The 19807-nt window shown below is 47.0% G+C and carries 16 protein-coding genes; 1 reads left to right on the top strand and 15 read right to left on the bottom strand.

Features of this window, described 5'->3' with window-relative positions:
• Positions 1-37: 37 nt before the first annotated feature.
• From GT575_RS03765 to hisA, 15 genes are all read right to left on the bottom strand, one after another.
• Entirely contained in the window at positions 38-1444 is a 1407-nt protein-coding gene (locus GT575_RS03765; RefSeq protein ID WP_161171508.1) for a DUF6382 domain-containing protein, read from the bottom strand.
• A complete protein-coding gene (locus GT575_RS03760) occupies positions 1413-1859 on the bottom strand; it encodes a hypothetical protein (protein WP_161171507.1) in 447 nt (148 codons plus the stop codon). Before GT575_RS03760 ends, GT575_RS03765 begins: the two co-directional genes overlap by 32 nt.
• Positions 1860-1893: 34 nt before the next feature.
• Complete coding sequence (locus tag GT575_RS03755) at positions 1894-2766, bottom strand: TadE/TadG family type IV pilus assembly protein (protein ID WP_133300876.1); 873 nt, start codon at positions 2764-2766, stop codon at positions 1894-1896.
• Positions 2767-2830: 64 nt separating this feature from the next.
• A complete protein-coding gene (locus GT575_RS03750) occupies positions 2831-4279 on the bottom strand; it encodes a DUF5702 domain-containing protein (RefSeq protein WP_015534290.1) in 1449 nt (482 codons plus the stop codon).
• Between the two features lie 11 nt (positions 4280-4290).
• Positions 4291-4461, bottom strand: a complete 171-nt coding sequence (locus GT575_RS03745; protein WP_161171506.1) for a Flp1 family type IVb pilin — start codon at positions 4459-4461, stop codon at positions 4291-4293.
• Between the two features lie 29 nt (positions 4462-4490).
• Positions 4491-5822, bottom strand: coding sequence for an immunoglobulin-like domain-containing protein (locus tag GT575_RS03740; protein WP_015534292.1), 1332 nt, complete (start codon positions 5820-5822; stop codon positions 4491-4493).
• 13 nt (positions 5823-5835) lie between these two features.
• Positions 5836-6588, bottom strand: a complete 753-nt coding sequence (locus GT575_RS03735) for a type II secretion system F family protein (RefSeq protein WP_055271948.1) — start codon at positions 6586-6588, stop codon at positions 5836-5838.
• Complete coding sequence (locus tag GT575_RS03730) at positions 6582-7838, bottom strand: CpaF family protein (RefSeq protein ID WP_015534293.1); 1257 nt, start codon at positions 7836-7838, stop codon at positions 6582-6584. Before GT575_RS03730 ends, GT575_RS03735 begins: the two co-directional genes overlap by 7 nt.
• Positions 7835-8779, bottom strand: coding sequence for a hypothetical protein (locus GT575_RS03725; protein WP_330410625.1), 945 nt, complete (start codon positions 8777-8779; stop codon positions 7835-7837). Before GT575_RS03725 ends, GT575_RS03730 begins: the two co-directional genes overlap by 4 nt.
• Positions 8780-8783: 4 nt before the next feature.
• Positions 8784-9299 carry an A24 family peptidase gene (locus GT575_RS03720; RefSeq protein ID WP_055222450.1) on the bottom strand — a complete coding sequence of 172 codons (516 nt, stop codon included), beginning with the start codon at positions 9297-9299 and terminating at the stop codon, positions 8784-8786.
• Positions 9300-9464: 165 nt separating this feature from the next.
• Positions 9465-9848 (bottom strand): hypothetical protein, encoded by a 384-nt coding sequence (locus tag GT575_RS03715; protein ID WP_055222489.1) that lies wholly within the window; start codon positions 9846-9848, stop codon positions 9465-9467.
• A gap of 157 nt (positions 9849-10005) precedes the next feature.
• Positions 10006-11751 carry an ATP-binding protein gene (locus GT575_RS03710; protein ID WP_015534296.1) on the bottom strand — a complete coding sequence of 582 codons (1746 nt, stop codon included), beginning with the start codon at positions 11749-11751 and terminating at the stop codon, positions 10006-10008.
• 232 nt (positions 11752-11983) lie between these two features.
• Positions 11984-14986 (bottom strand): GtrA family protein, encoded by a 3003-nt coding sequence (locus GT575_RS03705; protein WP_243147814.1) that lies wholly within the window; start codon positions 14984-14986, stop codon positions 11984-11986.
• 130 nt (positions 14987-15116) lie between these two features.
• Entirely contained in the window at positions 15117-17390 is a 2274-nt protein-coding gene (locus GT575_RS03700) for a glycoside hydrolase family 9 protein (protein ID WP_015534298.1), read from the bottom strand.
• A 1-nt stretch (position 17391) separates the two neighbouring features.
• Complete coding sequence (gene hisA, locus GT575_RS03695; protein WP_055146208.1) at positions 17392-18168, bottom strand: phosphoribosylformimino-5-aminoimidazole carboxamide ribotide isomerase; 777 nt, start codon at positions 18166-18168, stop codon at positions 17392-17394.
• Between the two features lie 191 nt (positions 18169-18359).
• On the opposite strand from hisA, the gene GT575_RS03690 reads away from it, so the two are divergent.
• Positions 18360-19772, top strand: a complete 1413-nt coding sequence (locus GT575_RS03690; RefSeq protein WP_161171504.1) for an AAA family ATPase — start codon at positions 18360-18362, stop codon at positions 19770-19772.
• The last annotated feature ends 35 nt before the right edge of the window (positions 19773-19807 follow it).

The raw sequence follows: 19807 nt of genomic DNA, 5'->3' as shown, positions 1-19807 counted from the left end.
CACAGACTATTATATCTGAATTTACATTTTATATCAATCAGATAAGCAATATTTGAATATGGTATTGCCTGGTGCCTATACACAGAACATCTCTGTCCGCAAGCTGCCAGCTCCTGCCCGCCGGAAGCCTGATCCCATTTATGACAGTTCCATTTGTGGAATCAAGATCTTCGACATAGATCTTCTCTGCATCCTCGTATATCCTTATGTGCCTTCTACTGACGCTGATATCCTCTATAACCTGATCCGCCTGTCGTCTGTCCCGCCCCAATACAACTCCCTCCGGCGTCACCGGGAATTCAGTAGCCACAATGCCTCCGTCTTCGATCAGTCTCACAGACAGTCTCTGCTCCTGTACGGACTCTCTGCCATCGAGATTATGCTGTGTAAGCAGGGTTGTACAGTCATCCTCCGAGCCAAGCACCGTGGTATCGCCAGGTATTTCGTCAGCCAGACTTACATGTTCCAATGCATCAACATTCTGTTTTTTAGGTCTTCTGTTTTCATCTTCCTCCGCATATCGCAGCTCTGAGCACTCCACGCCCTCCTGTCCCCGCCGTTCATCCTCAGCAGCAGACAGCTTCCTCTTCATCTCCACATAGACAAATAACTCCACGGACAGCACGATGAGTGCCAGCATTATAAATCTCACATCCGCCGCATGCCCCTGTATATAAAATTGAACAGCCGCTATTCCCGTAAATGCCACCACAGTAAATCCTATGAGTATGAAAAATATCCTATCATATTTGTTTTTCTCCATTGTCGGTATCGTCAACGCCGCCGCACTGCTTTGATCCGTTCCGAACACCTCATCCATCAAAAGCTCCTGCTCACGGGCCGCAGCCAAAGATTCCACATTTCTTTTTCTATTGCCGGAGCAGCATTTTTCCTGCTCACGGGCAGAAACCTCATCCACATATTTCTGCATCCGCTCCATGTCATAATTTGCCGACACCACCATGTCATATATCTCATACATAAAATCCACAAGCTCAGTGTCCCTGTGATCTACCCTCTTTATGATCTTCTCCACAAGATTCTTTATTCCCATTCTGACATCCGTTCCCTGTCCCGGCACATACACGTATCTGAAACTCTTCTCTGCATCCGAGTAAAATATCTTGTCGGATTCTATCAGAAGATTGTCCGGCTCAAGCATGTATTCTCCCGTCTCCATGACCACACTGCACAACGATCTTATGAGAGCAACAGCCTGCTCCATGGACATTATCCCCCTGTCAGATATATCGTCCAGGCTCTTCATGCCATTTATTTTGCAGTATATGAACATATCTCCGTTGATGGCCCTGAATTCCGGCTGTATTATTCCCTCGACAAAATTATTGTACAGCATGTCCGTCTCATAGGAATTTATGGCCGCTGCACTGACCTCCACCACAAAAAAAGTGTTAATTCCCTCTACCTGGCAATAACTTACCATATTCCTGCCACCTCCTAAGTTCATTTCCTACATCCCTTATCTCCTGTCTGGCCGCAGTCTTTCTGTCACATCTGCCGTCATCTATCAATATCTGTATCCCCGGAAATGACTCTCTGTAAGTTATCTCCGCAACCAGATTATTCCCATTCATGGCCATTTCCGCATTCACACCATCGGCACATATCACGGTCTCGGATACATTTGTGGACATCGCTTTCTCTGCACTGTCCGTATCCCCCTCACCACTCTCATTGATCCTGTATTCCTCTCGGTTGTACAGTACCAGATATGCCTCCCCCGATGCCGCCGCATGGTTAAACGCTATAAACAACATGTTCATCACCACAAACACGGCACACACAAGTATCGGTGTTATCAGGCACATCTCCAGAACTATAGATCCATTGTCATCCATATATCTGACTCCTCCTGTCTTTTCTTCTCTTCTCCTATCTTTTCCCGCACTCAGAGCACTGAGGAAGTCCCCCGCACTCTGACTTTTTCTTTCTGTATATCGTCCGCTTCAAGCCGGAGCAGCCCAGCGAATAGTGATATTTGTCTCCCTGTTCAGTGACATAGATCACACCATTGCTTTTATATCTTCCACAGATCCTGCACGCCGAAAGCCCGGAATATCTGTCATCCAGAACCTCCCCACTCACGCTTCTCACAGATATCCTGATATGGTAACAGCTCCGCGAGTTGTGGTACACCGAACCATTCTCAGCCACATACACATACTCATCATCATCGTCATCATCCTGCGACCTGTCATATCCCAGGTACGCCCTCTGTCTTATCCTGTCCACGCACCCCACGGTGGATCCTCCGGCAAATGGCAGATTGATCTTCAGCATATATCTGACCTTGAGGCACACAAATCCGTCATCCGACAGCTCTGCATTTATCACCTTAACCCCGGACATTCCGCCGTCGACATATGTGTTCACCGTGCCTTTGTCATCTATGTACTCCCTGATCTTCCTGTTCGCCAGCACGAGCGACACACCATCTGCCATACCTTCAGCATACGGCCCCATGTCCGCGCCCTTTTCGGCTAGCTCATACGCATAGCTGTATTCCGCAAGATACGCAGCCGTCTCATGTAAGCCCTCATATATCACAGTCCGTGTCCGTATACATCCGGCCATGGCAAACACAGTCAGCATGGCAAATATAAACACTGGCAGCACCAGCGATGCCTCCACACTGGCACTACCACGGTCACATCCCAAAGGAGCTGTCTTATATATTCTCCTGCCATACCTGATCCGAACAAAATCTATAGTAATATGCGCTTGGAGAGGCGATTTATCTTTCATATATTTACTTTTCAACATACAACAAGAGAACATATAACACCCCCCTTCAGGATATTTTCATATCTCAATAACTCACACACTGCCTGAAGCTGTACCTGTACAGTCCGTCATCTATCTTCGATACGCCCTCGTGATCTTCTATAAACGATGCAAATTTCCTGTCCTGACTGACCTCAACATCAAATGTCAGAGAATACATCATATTCTTCATCTCAAACGACTCATCCGTCTGTCTGAAATTAAGCTGTATAAGATCCGCCATCCTGTAATACATGCCTCCTTTATTCTCTATCAGAAGTATCGCCAGATAATCCCTGTAGCTCACAGCATCCACGCCTTCATAGTCCACGGAATCCAGATTCATCAGCTTGTCAAGATTGTTGATGTCCGTCACCCAGTATTCGTCTGTCTTCATAAACTGAACGCTTTTGCCGTCAAGCAGCAGCCTTATATCAACAATTGTCTCAGCATAAGCCCAGCATCCGAGCAGCAGATATTTCGCCGCCCCATAGGTGACCCCCGGCACAAGAGCCAGCACCGCAGCTATGGATGACACTTCGGCCATCTTTGCGCTGTCTGAGAGCAGATATGCCAGATTGAGCGGCAGTCTGTGAAGCACTATCCTGTTCACGACCCCCTGCAGATTGTCATGGTCATTATCCTTTCCGGCGATAATGTATTCCACCTCACACTCAAATGGTCTGTCCTGTTTCCTGTCAGTAAATGTATTGAAATTCGCCAGTGCATACCCGACACCATATATGTCATCCACTATTCCGGTCTGTGATCTCTCTCCATCCAACATGAGCTGCCTCTGGAATTTATCCAGATCGTCAAATTCTATGTCCTCCCACTGTCTCGTATCCTCCGCCTGTCCGTCTGACGGAAAGCCATCCAGATCGTATGCCTGATCTGACACCACCCGCCCGGATGGCGTGACAACATTCAGAAGTCCACCTGTCAGGATGCTTTTCAGCGCTTTTCTAGGATCCGTACCGCTCCAACTGCTCTCATCCTGATTCGACTCATTCTTACCATTTTCCACAGCTCCAGAAGCATCCTCCATGGCCTTATCCCCGGATGTTATCATCTCAAGAATGTCTTCTATTCCCTTCTCCTCCATGTACACCTTCATATGGTCGGTTATCTGCAGCTTCATATTCTCGCAGTCATTCTCCAGAAGTCCCCTGCACTCTGCCAGCGCCACATCTTCAACGCTCATATTGTCGCCCTGACCATTTTCCAGAGTATATTCCAGATAATCCTGCGCCATCTGCTCAAGCTTTCCCTCACCGTGTCCGCCAAATGTGCTGTCGACTGCCAGCAGATGATACTCCTCAAACAACTCCTTGTCGTACGCCGCCTTCACATCACAGGCTGCGCCCTCGGCCGCCATTGCGGCCTTGGCACTGCCCATTCTTATCCGCGCCATCTCAAGCACGGAGAGCCCCAGAAGCAGCATGGAGATCAGGATTATACTCAGAAAAACCGTTACATGTCCCTGATTTCTCATACAGCTCCCCCTTAATATATCTTCTTTGCACTCTTGTTGATCGAGTTCCATATGTTGTTCACCAGAGAAGTTATCTGCTGCTTGAATATGACGCACATCGCGATCAAGACTACAATTATAAGGATTATTTCGACCACTCCCATACCTGACTCATCTTCCATAAAATCTTCCCATCTCTTCATACATTTTTCCTCCTTAAAAACTTATTATCTTAAAAATTTATTATTGCGGGCAGCATGACTATTACCATGACCACTCCCAGCAGAACCACCATCGGAAGAAGCAGCTTTGTCCCGGCTTCCTCCCCCTTTCTCTTCGCCATCTCCTTTCTGGTCTGCATTGCGTTCTGCTCCTCGCCCGCCATCATGATCAATATATCTCTCGTGCCTTTCTTCACATTCTGTGACAAAAGCGACATGAGCTTTATATACATCGGCAGATTTATCCTGTGCCCCATGTTGTAGTAAGCCTCACTCTCGGATACTCCTGCCTGGATCTCATTTAGCGTATAAATCAGTTCCCTGGTCAGAACACTCCCGCCCTGATCCGTACCGGCACAATCTTCCCTGCCACTCTTCACTATCCTTGCAAATGCACCTCTGACCGTGACTCCTGCTCCAAGATAGAGCGTCAGCTTATCCACAAGCTCCGGGTACTCCGACATGAGCTCGTCGGATCTCTTTTTTTCCATTCCCTGGATCTTCGACCTGTTTCCACCCCATATACAAATGGCTGCGAAACCACCGAGAAACAGTATCATAAGACCGCTTCCGCCTCCCGAGGTGGGCCTGACCGCATATCCGTTTATCTGCTCCGGCAGCGCCACCTCGCTCGAATCTCCACTTCCCGCCTGTATCTCCCTGATGCCTTCCCTTATATCCTTCAGAGCCTTTTCCCTGCCTGTCTCTTCCCTTCCGCACACGCGTATCTGATATGTTCTCTCCGCGCTCAGCTCCCTGTATGTAAGAACAGCCGTGATGGACACTATTCTGTCTTCTCCCTCCGCTATATCGCCGATACGTCCATCGGACGACACCAGCTCGTTGTCCTCGCTTATCCACTGCACATCGAGTCCGAGCGCATCCAGGTGATCCACAAGCTCCAGATCATATATCACTTCGTCGGGGGATTCATTTTCCCCAAGATACAGGTCTTCAATCTCACCAAATCCCTGCTCAAACACTGCTTCCATATCGTCAGGATCATATTCCAGCGGCATGACATCCACATCAAAATCAGTCTTTTCTCCATCTATGTCAGTCTCCAGAGTGACGGTGGACACATCCCCTCCGTACCCATCTCTGGTGAGCACCACCTGATGAGGCGCAAATGCTTCCTTTGCCACAAGGATCACCGCAAGAATACATGTCACCAAAAGCGTCAGCAGGATCTTCGCAATAATGTCTGTGTACATCTCCGCACATTTATCCCTCGCCGCGGCATCCGTACATATGTATACCCTCTTTATCTTCGTGAGCATCTTGTCATTGTCCATATGCGGTTCTATCCAGCCGTATATTTTTCCCGCAGCCCTTTTCAGCATATCCATCATCCTTTCACATATGTATATCTGTGATCTTTCTGCCCCATATCACCGTCGCCGCCGTGATCACCAGACACGCACTCATGGCAGCTATCCCCAGAGCATTGCCATACAGCGCATCCATATATCCAGGATTACACACCCTCAGATACAGAATGATGACAAATGGCATGGCAGACATGATATTCTGCTCCAGCCGTTTTGACGTTATCATCGTGTCTATCTCTTCCTCCACTTCCAGACGCCTGTCAATATTTTCAACCATCTTCTTCATCATCCTGATGAGATTTCCCCCGGAGCCCTTTGCAACTGCGACCACATGAGCAAATTCCTTCACATCCTGAAGTCCTGACCTGTCCGCCATATCCCTCAAAAGACTTTCAACATCAGAGCTCATCTCAAGGCCGTTTATTATGAGCAGCATTTCCTGTCTGATATAAGATTTCCCCTGATACATTCCGTCCAGCTCGTGACAAGCTGGAACAAACGCTTTTTCCAATGAATATCCCGCCGCCATATTTGCGGACAGGGACAGCAGCATTTCCTTAAATTCATTATTAAGTTTATTCTTTCTCTGCCGGCATTTACCATCGGCAATTTTCCTGAGAAATACCAGAATCCCCGGCGTGAACACCAGGCACGGTATAAGACTGTCAAAGAAGAGCACCGACACCATCACCGCTATGACTGAATACACAGCGATACCGGTTACGATTTCCCTGACACTTAGTTTATAAGAATCATAATCTATACCCTGTCTCAGCACACATCCCTCCTTGAATCACTGCTCTCATTAACGCTTATAAGTCCAGCCGCCACGAGCTTTGATGTGTTGTGAAGATCATTTATCTTTCTAAGCATTCCTTCCACTCGCCCCCTGTCCTTTCCCATATTGCTCTCATGAAATTCATACAATTTATTCATGACAAATTCACCTCCTTCCAGCCCTGTGACCTCGCTTATCTCTATACATCTTCGGGATCTGTCCCTCAGTCTTCCAAGCTGGACAACTATGTCCACCGCCGACGCTATCTGCTGCCTTATCGCCAGAACAGGCATATCCGCACCCATCAGAACCATGGTCTCAAGCCTCGTCAGCATGTCCCGGGCAGAATTTGCATGTCCTGTTGACAGGCTTCCATCGTGTCCTGTGTTCATGGCAGTAAGCATATCTATCGCCGCCGCATCCCTGACCTCACCCACTATTATCCGTGAAGGTCTCATTCTGAGGCTCGTCTTGATAAGATCCCTTATGCTCACCGCATTTTCGCCCTCGACATTTGCACTTCTCGCCTCAAGGCTCACCAGATTGTCGATGCCCGCAAGCTGAAGCTCCGCCGAATCCTCTATCGTGACAATTCTCTCATCCGCCGGTATATACCCTGACAGGGCATTCAGAAATGTCGTCTTGCCCGCGCCGGTTCCTCCCGAGATGATTATGTTGTAGCCCGCCACGACCAGATTCTTCAGGAAATCAGCAACCTCCATGGTGACTGATCCGATCTCCACCAGCTTGTCCATGGTCATCTTGTCCTTCGGAAACTTTCTTATGGTCATCACGCTGCCGCTCAGGCTCACCGGCGGCAGCACCACATTCACTCTCGAACCATCCTTAAGCCTTGCATCCACTATCGGCGATGCCTCATTTACTATCCTGTTGCACTCCGCTACGATGCTCTGGATTATGGTCTTGAGCCGTTCCTCGCTCTCAAATGCCTTGTCATACCTGTACATCCTTCCTGCCCGCTCGACAAATATATTGCTGCAGCCATTTATCATTATCTCAGTCACCGCTTCATCGTCGAGAAGCTCTGACAATATATCAAGCCTCCTCAGACTGTTGAACAGTTCCTTCTTCAGCGCAAGCTTATCCCTCACGCTCAGCACATTCCCGGACTCAGATTCGAGAATACACCTGTCGATCATATCGCTGACCTGCTCATCTCCTATGTCACCCGACATATCTATACTCTGCATGACCTTGCTTCGTATCAACTGTCTGTCATCCTGTTTCATCTTCTGCTTCCTATTTCACTTTCTATAAATCTCAGCATCTCCGCACTTCCCGGAACCGCCAGCGGCACGTTCAACCTGTGCAGCCTCCGAGCAATCTTGCCGAGCTCCCTTCTCTCCAGAACCCTCTCGAACATCCCAAGCTTGTCCTGGGACAATTCATCCTTAAGCTCAGGAACCATTATCTCGTCAAATGCCCCAAGTATCGCCAGATCCTTGAGAACCGCCTGTCCCATATCAAACACAACCGTTGTATATCTGCCCCATCTGCGGAACTCGTCTATGAGCCACACCATATCCTCCGTGTCCAGCTCCAGTGCATCTATGTACGATCCCAGATATCCAAGCACGCTGTATTCCTCAAGCTCCACGATATTTTGCTCCATATATCCGGTCAGATCCGGTGACCTCTGTTTCACCAGATATATCACATTCGCCAGAACGTCCTCATGGTCGTGAAATGCACTGTACTCCTCCATGCCCACATACAGGCCGCCCCGCACCTCATCATTCATGCACAGGCTGACCGCAAGGTTTGTCTTACCACACCTCCCTATGGGTGATATAACTGCATACGACCTGAACAGCTTTCTTCTGCGGTCCGTATCGTCTATATTCATATATCTGAGGATCTCTGAAGAAATGTTCCGTACCCTGGAATATTTGAATATCCTGTTATGGCTGATCTCTTCTGATCCATCGACTCTATCCCTCGTCATAAATATCATCCGGCAGGCCACCGGCACTTTGCTCTCATCCAGAGGAATATTCTCATCCATCAGCAGAACATCCAGAGTCTTAGTCTCAAGATACCCATACAGTTCTCCCTCCGATGAAAATGCAAGCGCAAACAGCGGATTGTCCCTGTCCGAATTGATATGGTTCATAAGACTTATCATGTAAGCCCTGTCACCATCCAGTATTCCAATCTTGTACTGCTGAATTTTGTCACCTCCACTCTATAGTGCACACGTAATACATGACTCCGCCCATTATGGCAGCAGAGAAATGTACCCTGGACTTCATCAGATTCCTATAAAATTGTTTTGTTGAAATTTCTTTACGATTCGTAACTGACATTAAAACTTCTTTTAAAAGAAAAAATAAAGATATAACTCCTCCGGCCAAAAAGGAGTAAACAATCACCCGGATCACATCGGTTCCTACAAATGTGCCAGCCGTCGCCAGCAGCTTGATATCACCTGCCCCCAAGGCTTTTTTATGAAATAATACAAACAAGATCACCACAGGAATAACACAGCCTGCCACACTGCTCAGAAGTCCATCACACGGTCCTCTGACAACTGCCGACATCAGGAATCCCTGTATCATGCCAACTGCGATAAGCCTGTTCGGAATCCTCCAGTCTCTGAAGTCCGATACCACCGCCATGCTCACAGTTGCGATCAATGGTATTACATAATATATGATCTCTGTCCTCCCTTCTCTCTGAGTTGTAAGCACACCTTACACCCTCTCTCAGCCTTTGTAAAGGGGGGATTTCATAAAGAAAATTTTATAAATTGCGGCAATATACAGGCTGTATATTGCCCAATTTCAATATACAAAAAGCCCGTCCTGTTACGAACGGGCTTCTGATTTTACAGCATGTATATATAATTTTTTTTACTAAAATTGTCCATTTCCCATGTTCTGATTGTTATTTGGGTTCTGGTTATAGTTCTGGTTAGGACTCTGATTAGGATTCATATCAGCCTGCTTCCTTGCCGCCATGGCATTATCAATGTTCTGTATCTCGCTCCTGCTTATGGCTATACTGTCCTGAAGAACCTTTACATTGTTGAAATACTGGAGCAGCTCCTGAGGTGGATTCTCCTTGTTCCGCTCGTAGAAATACTTGCCAATCTCAACCATGTTCCTGTCGATCATCTGCACCTCATTTGATATCTTGTTGTTGAGCTTTGCCTTCTGCGCTGCGTCCTTCGTCTCATCCACCGCATTATTTGCAAACTTCTTGGTCTTGTTGAACACATCCTGGAAAAAATCTGACATATCATATACCTCCATGTAATATAGATCTTTCTTTATCTGCCTTAATATATCCATGTAAAACTAAAAAAACCGGGAATATGGGTGTTGATTCCATAATCCCCGATTTTTTATTTGACTTTGTTTCTCACTATGTCATGTATACTTATGACCTTTCACATCAGTCGTCTATGTACTTATTCAGTGTATCAACCACATCATTGAGATTATAAGGCTTTGCGATATAATCATCAAGCTGGTTCTCAAGGATCCTCTCCTTGTCACCGAACATGGCTCTCGCCGTAACCGCAATGATCGGAAGTCTCTTTCTCTTCTCCTTGCGCTCTATCTCCCTGATCTCCTGTGTAGCTGCTATACCATCCATAACTGGCATCTGTACGTCAAACAGTGCCGCATCGTATATCTTGGTCTTGAACAGCTCAACAGCCTTCTGACCATTCTCAGCTATATCGTATGAGAATCCTGCCATACCGAGAAGCTTACCGATAACCTGCTGGTTGACCGGCTCATCCTCTGCAACAAGTATCCTTGCCTTGCTGTGTGCATTGATGGAGAATACTGCAGGCTCCTCCTTCTCTTTGAGGAACTCATCTGCTGCATCTGCCGCTTTGATAACCTTGAGTGGTATCTCGACGATGAATGTTGAACCTATATCTTCCTTACTCTGAACTGTTATGTTACCACCCATCAGCTCAACGATCTGCTTGGTGATGACAAGTCCCAGACCTGAACCACCGTACTTTCTTGTATCTGATGCATCTACCTGGCTGAATCTTATGAACAGCTTGCTCATGTTAGCCTCTGAGATACCTATACCGGTATCTGCAACTGCCATTCTGATCTTAATCTTGTTGTCCCCATCATCCATGGATGCTATCTTGACTCTTACGCTTCCCTCGGATGTAAACTTGATAGCATTTGAAAGCAGGCAGTTGAGAACCTGCTGGATTCTCTGTCCATCACCGCGGACAAGCTTTGGAATATTGCTTCCAAATGAACAGTCGAGCTGCAGTCCCTTGTTGGTTGCGATCGGAACCTGTGCAGCAACTGTGTCCTCAATGGCAGTCCTGATGTCAAATGTCTCTTCCTTGATCTTGTACTTACCAGCCTCAAGCTTGCTTATATCAAGAATATCATTGATAAGTCTGAGCAGTGTGTCTGCACAGTTCTTAGCTGTGATAAGGTTATCTCTGTAATCAGCCTGAAGATCCTCAGCCATAAGTGTGAGCTGGAGCATACCGAGAATACCGTTTATAGGTGTTCTTATCTCGTGGCTCATGTTTGCAAGGAACTCGGCCTGTGTCTTGTATGCTGCATTCGCATCCACGATGGCCTTGCTGAGCTTCTCCTCAGTCTCCTTCTGCTTGGTCACATCTATGACTACCATGTTGATGTAATCAGCCTCAGACTTATACATAACCGTGTTGAACACCTTCTGAAGTGACTCCATGGTGATCTCAACATCCATCAGATCTCCCTCTTTGGTGCCGGAGTTGTTATAAGCTGTGAACCATGCATTGATATCCTGAAGTACCTCTATCTTGCTCTCCTTCAGTATCTTGTCCTTGTAGTCAGACACATCGAGCTTGAAATACTCCCCAAATATCTCATTGGCGTCTACTATCTCGTAGTTTGTTCCGTTGACAGGATCATTAACGATCCTCGCCTGTGCAAATCCTATAGGAAGGTTCATGAAAAGTTTCTTATACTTATCAGACTTTCCTGCTGATCCCATGTTGCCATCTCCGAATACCAGTAATACCAGAACAGCAACGACCGCTGCCAGGACGCCACATATAATAGCTCCCACACCTATACCGGCGACTCCCAGCACTCCCGCCAGCAAAGCCAGAACAGCCATGGCCAGTGCAAGCGGCTTAATCCCAATTTCCTTAATTTTGTCCATTAATGCACCTCTGTTTCTATAAATATTGCGTTTGCCACATAGACACTCCTATGCATATCCACATGGATACATTATATTATAAATAATTATTAAGGTCAACGCTCATATAGTTTTTTATGCTGAATAATGTACAAATTTTCTCTGTTATTTTGTACATATTGGACTACTTTTTATGGTCTCCCAGCCATTCTACCTCGTTATTATGCATATTTTATCTATCAACAGATCTGCATTACTCTATCGCTGCTTCATCATCTGTCCGATCCTCATCCTCTGGCTTCCCCTTTTTGCTGCCGCGCTTCTCCTTGATGGTCTTCGCATTCATAAGCAGTGCAAACACAAGCCATCCGGCAAATGTGAATATCAGGCCGCTCTTGAGTCCTCTAGGGAAATACTTGAACTCTATCACATGGTCTCCCTTCTCAAGATCCAGTGCGATAAATGCTCCCGCAACAGTCTGTATATCGGTCTTTCTGCCATCAACATAGGCAGTCCAGCCCGAATCATATGGTATGGATGTGAACATCAGGCCAGCCTCATCGACTGATATATGTCCCTTCACATATCCATCCTCAAATTTGTTGATATTTAACTGATTGTCAGCCCATCCCTCATACGCCTGGTCAAATGCAGCACCGTTGAGAGTGGCTATCGTAAGTCTTGCAGATGTATTGTCAGGTACACCCGCAGAGAAATAATACTCGACCTCCACGTTGGTTCCCTTTATCAGATGTCCCACATGGTATGTCTGGTACTGAAGTCTCTCGTAATTCTGCTCCTCACCGTTCACATATATCCTTATCTTGGTGATTCCATTGCAGTTCGCTATGATGTACAGATCATTCTGTTCCTCTGTTATGTCAAAGCTGAGTCCAAAGCTCACGATACCCGGTGTGATATCGGAAAGTCCAAAGTATTCACTGTACGGATTGTCATGTGTTATCGTGATGTCATTTGAAGAGCCAGTTACCTCCGGATATATCTGGCTGAACGTACCAGCCACCCCAGTCGACTTTTCCACGAAATTATTTATACTGTCAAACATATTCGATGCGTCAGAAGTCCAGTCTTTCAGCTCGTTATTCACCATGAAGCCCAGCTTGAGCGCCCGGCTGTTCTGGTATACATCAACGCCATCCACTGTATCCACATAGTCCATATCGTAGGACATATGCTCATCCTGTCTCCTGAACAAATATCTTATGCCCAGAACCGAACTTGACACCGGATTTGCTCCGTCAAACAGGAACTCATTGGCACCTGTGTAGAAACCAAGTCCGTGCATGGCATTCACAAGGTCATTTGAAACCGTCGAACCAAACAGGCTGACTCCCTGCATATTGTAATAGGTAGATTCATCCACCACCTTTGTGTTGTTGAGCTCCGTTCTATACGGAAAATGGCCTGTCTTAACAGAATCTATAGCGGCCTGCACACTAGCAGCATCGCCATAGTAATCCGGTATGTTCACCGTTCCGTTGCTCTCGTATCCCTTTGCCGCGCTGAACACGATCTCAGTCAGACACAACACTGAAAGTATAGCTGCCACTGCGAATCTGCCTTTGCCGCGGACAAGTCCCAGCACCAGGATTCCCGCCGAGTACACAGCAAACAGCACCCATGTGAGGATAATTACCGTCCTGTCCATATCAATATTCTTGTCTGCATAAACCAGGAAACCGAACGCCACGATGATTCCCAGGGCTATTCCCGGTATCTGCTTCTTGTCTGTATTTGCAATGGCCTCGTATCCCATGCTCAGCAGAATGAAGATGAACAGGAATGAAAATCTGTTCGGGATTCCGTACTGATCATGGAAGCCGTGCCATATATAGTTGAGCAGCGTATTGTTGAAGCTCATCATGAGAAATACGATCAGTATCACATTCTTAAGCTTCTCGTACCATTTGATCTTTGTATTGAAAATATATATTCCTATCAGCAGTATGGCAAATGTACCGCAGTACAGGTTCACACCGCCGTCAAACTGCTGGCTCTTTATCGGCTCAGTCAGGACAAACATCTGCTTTATCATATCCCATATGCTTCCGTACCACTCCCATTTAGGAAAATGTCTGGTGGCAGACGCCGTGGTGTTAAGCCCGATATAAGCTGGGATCAGCAGAAACGCAGACATAGCCGCAGCCATGACAGATGTTCCCGCAAATCTCAAAGTGTCCTCTGCGCCCTTGTATATGTTCTTGTGATTGGTGAGTATAAACTGGAGAACCAGGAACACACATATCATGAAACATATATAGTAGTTACACAGAAGTCCATAGAACAGACTGAGTGTGTACAGTCTGTAGTTGCTGCCGTCCTCCATCATCTGCTCGAAGCCCTGCATGATAAGCGGAAGTATCAGTATACAGTCCATCCACATGAGATTCCATGAATATCCTATGACATAGTTGCTGAGTGCATATGCCACAGCAAATGGAATGATGAGCAGGTTGTTCTTGTTCCTGCACTTGTATCCAAGATAGCTCGCCATGGTCATACCGGACAGAGCTATCTTGATACTTATGAGCAGGCACATCGCTATGTACAGATGCTCCCTGCTGAACAGCACGATTATAAAGTTCAGAGGGCAAGCCATATAGTAGGCGATTATGTCAAGCAGATTGCTTCCCATGCCTATGTCCCACGTATAGAACAGGCTTCCCTCGTTCACCAGTTTGTCATGATAATCAGAGAAGAATGGCAGATACTGGTGAAGACTGTCCACCATGGTAAGGCTGTGTCCGCCAAATGGTCCTATCTCCGCCACCACCCACAGCACGAACATAAATATCGCCGGGATGATAAAAGCGATTATCATGATATAGTTGTCAGCAAATATATCCTTTACAGGCTTTTTATCCTTCTTAAATACGAAGCATTTGCTGAATATATAGTTTATTACAAGTACAACTACCTGAATTATTATCTTTGATATAAACTCATTGTATCTGAAGGAGTCGCACAGCAGGTTGGTTCCAACGACCTCCACCACCATGGCAAACAGACGCATGCCCACAAATGATATGAACTCCCTTATGATCCGGCCTACGCTCTTCCTCTGCTCCGACCTGAACACGTAAAATCCATTTGCAAAGTAAGCAAATAATATGGCAAGCATTATCGCTATGATATTCGCCGCACTTCGCGACAGATCCGTCACAAGTCTCAACACAAAGAATGATACAAGATTCACAGCCGTGGTCATTCCTCCGGCTATAACATATCTGACCATCTCTTTCTCCATAAGCTTTTTTATTTTGTCTACATATTCATTCATATTTCCATACCGATTCCTTACATGATATTCAATAGTTATATCAAATATGATGTACTAATTATAGTTACATATTCTTAAATATTTGCTACTTGAAGTTCGCAAGAAGATATACAAGAGGTGAATTCCAGTAGATCGTTACCTCATTACATGAATAACTCTGTGCGTTGTCGACATAGCATCTCTCCTTTGGAATCTTTGCAAGAACAGCCTTCGCATATGGATCCTCAAGGTTTCCATCGGCACCGCCCACAAGCATTCCAGGCATTGCCTTGCCCAGTGCCTCTGAAGGTCTGTGGTGTGGATTCTCAGGAGTCTGTGAACCATATCCTGTCACATAACAGTAGCTGACTGCATTTCTTCCAAGTATATAGTTGAGCTGGTCTGCCGCATAGTCCACATATGAATCGTCGCCCAGAACCTTTGATGCCATGAGCAGAAGGATTCCGTTATCCGCAACGACCATGTTGCTTCCCCATACATAAGAGCCGCCTGTTGTTGAACCGAAGCCGCTGCCGGCATAGTTATCTACAAGCTTGTCAGCACCCTTCTTAAGTATCTCCTTCTCTGCTGCGCAGTCCTTTACATTTACACAGTAGTCATATATTCCATAATATCCGACATCCGCCCATCCAAGGCCGTACTTAACGCTTCCCTCGATGGCTGTCTTCACATAATCATTGTAGCTCTCATCACCTGTTGCGATATACAGCTCCGCTGCTGCCCACAGGTACTCATCGCTGTCATTGCTGTCAGGATACTCACCTGTAACTATGCTTCCAACGTTCTTAAAGCCTGCATCTCCCTGATGCTGCTCAAGATACTTCCATGCCTTCTGAGCTGCAGCAAGACATGAATCTGCAAATGCTGCATCGTACTTTCTGTATACAACTGAAGCCTTTGCCATAACAGCCGCAAAATCGCCTGTTGCTGTGTTGGATATAGGTGAGAGTATCATCTGTGCAGTCTCCTCAACAGCAGCCACCATCTCAGGGAACACCTCTCCGGTAACCTTGTGATAAACTCCGCCGCTGGTCTCATCCTGCATCTTGAGCATCCAGTCAAGCTCGTATCTGACCTCATCCAGAACGTCAGGAACACCGTTGCCGCTCTCAGGTATTCCGATAGCGTCGTCCTTTGCCGCATACTCTGAATCCTCATATGTAAGGAGCAGATCCTGTACCGCCTTTGCGCCCGGAACAACATATCTTCCGTAGTCTCCGGCATCATGCCATCCGCCGGTCACATCCTTTGCAACATCTGAGCCGTACACTATGGCAGTTCCCGTGTGACATGCAGCGTGTGCAAAATCACCGGCTATGGCTGAATCAAGCTCTGTTCCACATCTCTGGTCATAGAACATGAGCACTGACGCCTTGTATATATCGTCATACACGCCATCCCCAACAGGGAACTCGTATGATTCTGCTCCGGTGTCGAGAACTATCTTGTATGTACCCTGATCCTTGACATCAGAGAAATCTATAACCGCACATTTGTCGCCCACAGCAGGATCGTAATCCCAGCCAGATACGTCACCCTTGCTGACTACCTTGTCATCAGCGACGCTCTTTACCTCGTAGCTCTTGGCGTCTCTGTCAGTCACTGTGGCAAGCTTCTTCGCATCCTTGCCGTAACCCATCTGGTTGATGCCAACCAGCTTTGGATCAGGAATACCCTCAACGCTCTGTGCGCTTGAGGCGTCAACTACAGTGAGCTTGATATTGTCAAAGTATACCTTGTGAGGCACGCTGTCATCACCAACGCCCTCGAAATGTCCCAGATTCATACACATTCTAGGTGCCGGATCCGATGCCTCGCTCATGGTGAACTGGTTGGATATGTGCTGTGTCTCAGTGCCTATCGTTATGTCATCCATCACATAAGCGTGGTAATCACCGCCATTTATCTGAAGTCTGTACTGAATTCCTCTCTCAATGGTGCTGTGCACGTCAAATGACAGCTCATACACACAGTCCTGGTTGAGCTCAAATCCGTCATAGTATATCTGGTTCGCATAATCTAGGCTTCCTGTTCCGGTTATATCCAGACACAGTTCTCCGTTCTCTGCTCCGAGTACGGCCTGTCCGCCATTTGAATATGTATGGCACTCGTCCGTGTCATTGTCATCAAAGTTCAGGTCTATCAGGACATCCCCTGCCTTGACCTCTGTCTTCTCCTGTTCAGCCTCCTCCGAAGCAGCCTCCTCTGTCTTCTCCTCCGAGGTCGCAGCCTCGCTGGTCTCCGCCTGGCTTGTCGCCTCTGTCACATCGTCCTTGCCCTGACCTCCGCAGCCAGCCAGCATGGACATACCCATAGCCGCAGCCATCGCAATGGCCAGTACCTTCTTCATCTTTGCCATGTTAACCCTCCATAAACCTTATAATCTCCTGAAACGCCATATGTCCCCCAAAGATATCCAGTGCACTCCCTATGGTCACGTCTATCCTGTTCCTTCCGAGACTTCTGAGCTGTTCCAGATCGTCAAATGATGCCACACCTCCGGCATATGTCATCGGCAGCTTTCCCCATCTTCCAAGCATGTCCGCAACATGGGTCTCTATGCCTGACGCCTTGCCCTCCACATCCACCGCATGAACGAGATACTCGTCGCAGTATTCTGAGAGCCGGTCAAGCGTTGCCTCCTCCACCTTTACATTTGTAAATTTCTGCCATCTGTCAGTGACAATATAATACTCTCCGTCCCTCTTCCGGCAGGACAGATCCAGCACCAGATGTTCTCTGCCCACAGCCTTCTCAAGTGCCTTCAGGTTGTCGTAGTTGATCTCTCCATCCCTGAACACAAATGATGTGGCTATGACATGTGACGCACCCATATCTATGAACCGCTGTGCATTGTCAGCATTTATTCCCCCGCCTATCTGCAGTCCTCCCGGATATGCAGCCAGAGCGAGCTGTGCCTGTCTTACATCGGCGTCATAGTATTCGCTGGACGCAGGATTGAGAAGTATGATATGACCACCCTTAAGTCCATAGCTTTTGTACAGTTCAGCAAAGAAGTCTCCGTCCTTCTGTGATACAAAGTTTTCATCTGCTCTGTCACCCTCATCACAGAGACTGCCTCCAACTATCTGCTTTACCTGTCCATTGTGTATGTCTATGCATGGTCTGAATCTCATATCGTCTGTCTCCTGTCGCTTTTGTCACCTTTTGGTGTAAATTTTGCTCATATAACTGCTATTTTATCATACAAAATACAAATATGACACAATAAATGGATTAACCAGGCAAAACTTTATTTGATTACATGGGCCAAAGGCTTTACAATAGATACAATTATGTGCTTTATGGAAAGGATGGGGAACAACTTATGAATTACTCACTAAAAGCCGAACTGGACAACTGCTATTCCTATGCCGATTCGCTGGACAACGACGGCTACGGTGCGCGCCAGAAGACAGGACTCAAGACAAGAGAGATGCTTCAGTTTGACCTGCTTCAGTTTCTTGCATATCTGTCCAGCTCCGACCAGGCAGAACTTACCCTGGAGATAAAATTTGTCCGCGAATACCTGAACCAGCACTTTACAACAGACAAATTCCGCACATTCAAATATGAGAGAACAACCAGGGATTTTGCCGTGACACCACCTAGATCCCTTACATATTTTGTACAGGGCGATCTGGCCCGGGCAAAGGTAAATCCCAGATCAGTATACCGTTCCAGAGATTACGTCAGAATGTTCAAGCTCATGGGTCAGGAATTCATCGCCTGCAACAACATGACTGACGACAACGAGATAGCAAGGCTCACAGGCTACTGCCTCATGCTCGACAAATATCTCAAGTCCATGAACCTGTACGCCATAGATCCAAGCCCACTGCTCGACAAGTACAACGCACTCCCAAAGAGTGCTTCCCCAGTCTCACAGACTCCGGCTAAGTCGACAGCTTCCGAAAGGGCTGAACCCGTCAAGGATGTGGACACTCTTCTCGAGGAACTGAATTCCATGACCGGTCTCGAGAACGTGAAGAAGGACATCACCAACCTCGTAAACCTTCTGAAGATCAAGAAGCTCCGCGAGGAAAACGGCATGAAACAACCGTCCGTATCTCTCCACCTTGTATTCTCCGGCAATCCGGGAACAGGAAAGACCACGGTGGCAAGACTTCTTGCAAATATCTACAAGGGTCTGGGCATACTGTCAAGAGGACAGCTTGTCGAGGTCGACAGAGGCGGACTTGTTGTGGGATATATTGGTCAGACAGCCGTCAAGACAACCGAGGTCATAGAATCAGCCCTCGGCGGGATCTTATTTATAGATGAGGCTTATACTCTCACCGCAGGCAAGGGTGAGAATGATTTCGGCCAGGAGGCAGTGGACACGCTGCTCAAAGCTATGGAGGATCACAGAGATGATCTCATAGTCATAGTTGCCGGCTACCCGGATCTCATGGAACGGTTCCTGAGCTCCAACCCGGGACTTCGTTCCAGATTCAACAAATTCATCACATTTGAGGATTACACCGGGGACGAGCTTATGTCCATCTTCGAGAGCATGTGTTCCAAGCAGGAATACAAGCTGGACGATGATGCCCGCGCATACGCCTCAGAATACTGGCACGACAAAGCCGCACATCACGACGATACATTTGCCAACGCCCGTGAAGTCCGTAACTTTATGGAATCCGCCATATCCAGGCAGGCCACTAGAATAGTTTCCATGGACAACATTGACGTAGCCACACTTGAGACCCTTACAAAGGAAGATCTGATGGCTTAGGCTTGTAATATTTTTTGGATAAAGAAAGAGAGGTA

This window comes from Coprococcus sp. BIOML-A2 (assembly GCF_009875795.1).
GTDB lineage: Bacteria > Bacillota > Clostridia > Lachnospirales > Lachnospiraceae > Coprococcus > Coprococcus aceti.
Note: the sequence above shows the minus strand (reverse complement) of the source record. Positions and strands in the feature narration are given on the sequence as shown.

Excerpts from the sequence above, each read along its gene's own strand:
- GT575_RS03715 (WP_055222489.1), bottom strand. The coding sequence starts at position 9,848 with ATGTCAGATTTTTTCCAGGATGTGTTCAACAAGACCAAGAAGTTTGCA.
- GT575_RS03745 (WP_161171506.1), bottom strand. The coding sequence starts at position 4,461 with ATGAAGAGATGGGAAGATTTTATGGAAGATGAGTCAGGTATGGGAGTG.
- GT575_RS03690 (WP_161171504.1), top strand. The coding sequence starts at position 18,360 with ATGAATTACTCACTAAAAGCCGAACTGGACAACTGCTATTCCTATGCC.
- GT575_RS03765 (WP_161171508.1), bottom strand. The coding sequence starts at position 1,444 with ATGGTAAGTTATTGCCAGGTAGAGGGAATTAACACTTTTTTTGTGGTG.
- hisA (WP_055146208.1), bottom strand. The coding sequence starts at position 18,168 with ATGAGATTCAGACCATGCATAGACATACACAATGGACAGGTAAAGCAG.
- GT575_RS03705 (WP_243147814.1), bottom strand. The coding sequence starts at position 14,986 with ATGGTCAGATATGTTATAGCCGGAGGAATGACCACGGCTGTGAATCTT.
- GT575_RS03760 (WP_161171507.1), bottom strand. The coding sequence starts at position 1,859 with ATGGATGACAATGGATCTATAGTTCTGGAGATGTGCCTGATAACACCG.
- GT575_RS03755 (WP_133300876.1), bottom strand. The coding sequence starts at position 2,766 with ATGAAAGATAAATCGCCTCTCCAAGCGCATATTACTATAGATTTTGTT.
- GT575_RS03750 (WP_015534290.1), bottom strand. The coding sequence starts at position 4,279 with ATGAGAAATCAGGGACATGTAACGGTTTTTCTGAGTATAATCCTGATC.
- GT575_RS03740 (WP_015534292.1), bottom strand. The coding sequence starts at position 5,822 with ATGCTGAAAAGGGCTGCGGGAAAAATATACGGCTGGATAGAACCGCAT.
- GT575_RS03730 (WP_015534293.1), bottom strand. The coding sequence starts at position 7,838 with ATGAAACAGGATGACAGACAGTTGATACGAAGCAAGGTCATGCAGAGT.
- GT575_RS03700 (WP_015534298.1), bottom strand. The coding sequence starts at position 17,390 with ATGGCAAAGATGAAGAAGGTACTGGCCATTGCGATGGCTGCGGCTATG.
- GT575_RS03710 (WP_015534296.1), bottom strand. The coding sequence starts at position 11,751 with ATGGACAAAATTAAGGAAATTGGGATTAAGCCGCTTGCACTGGCCATG.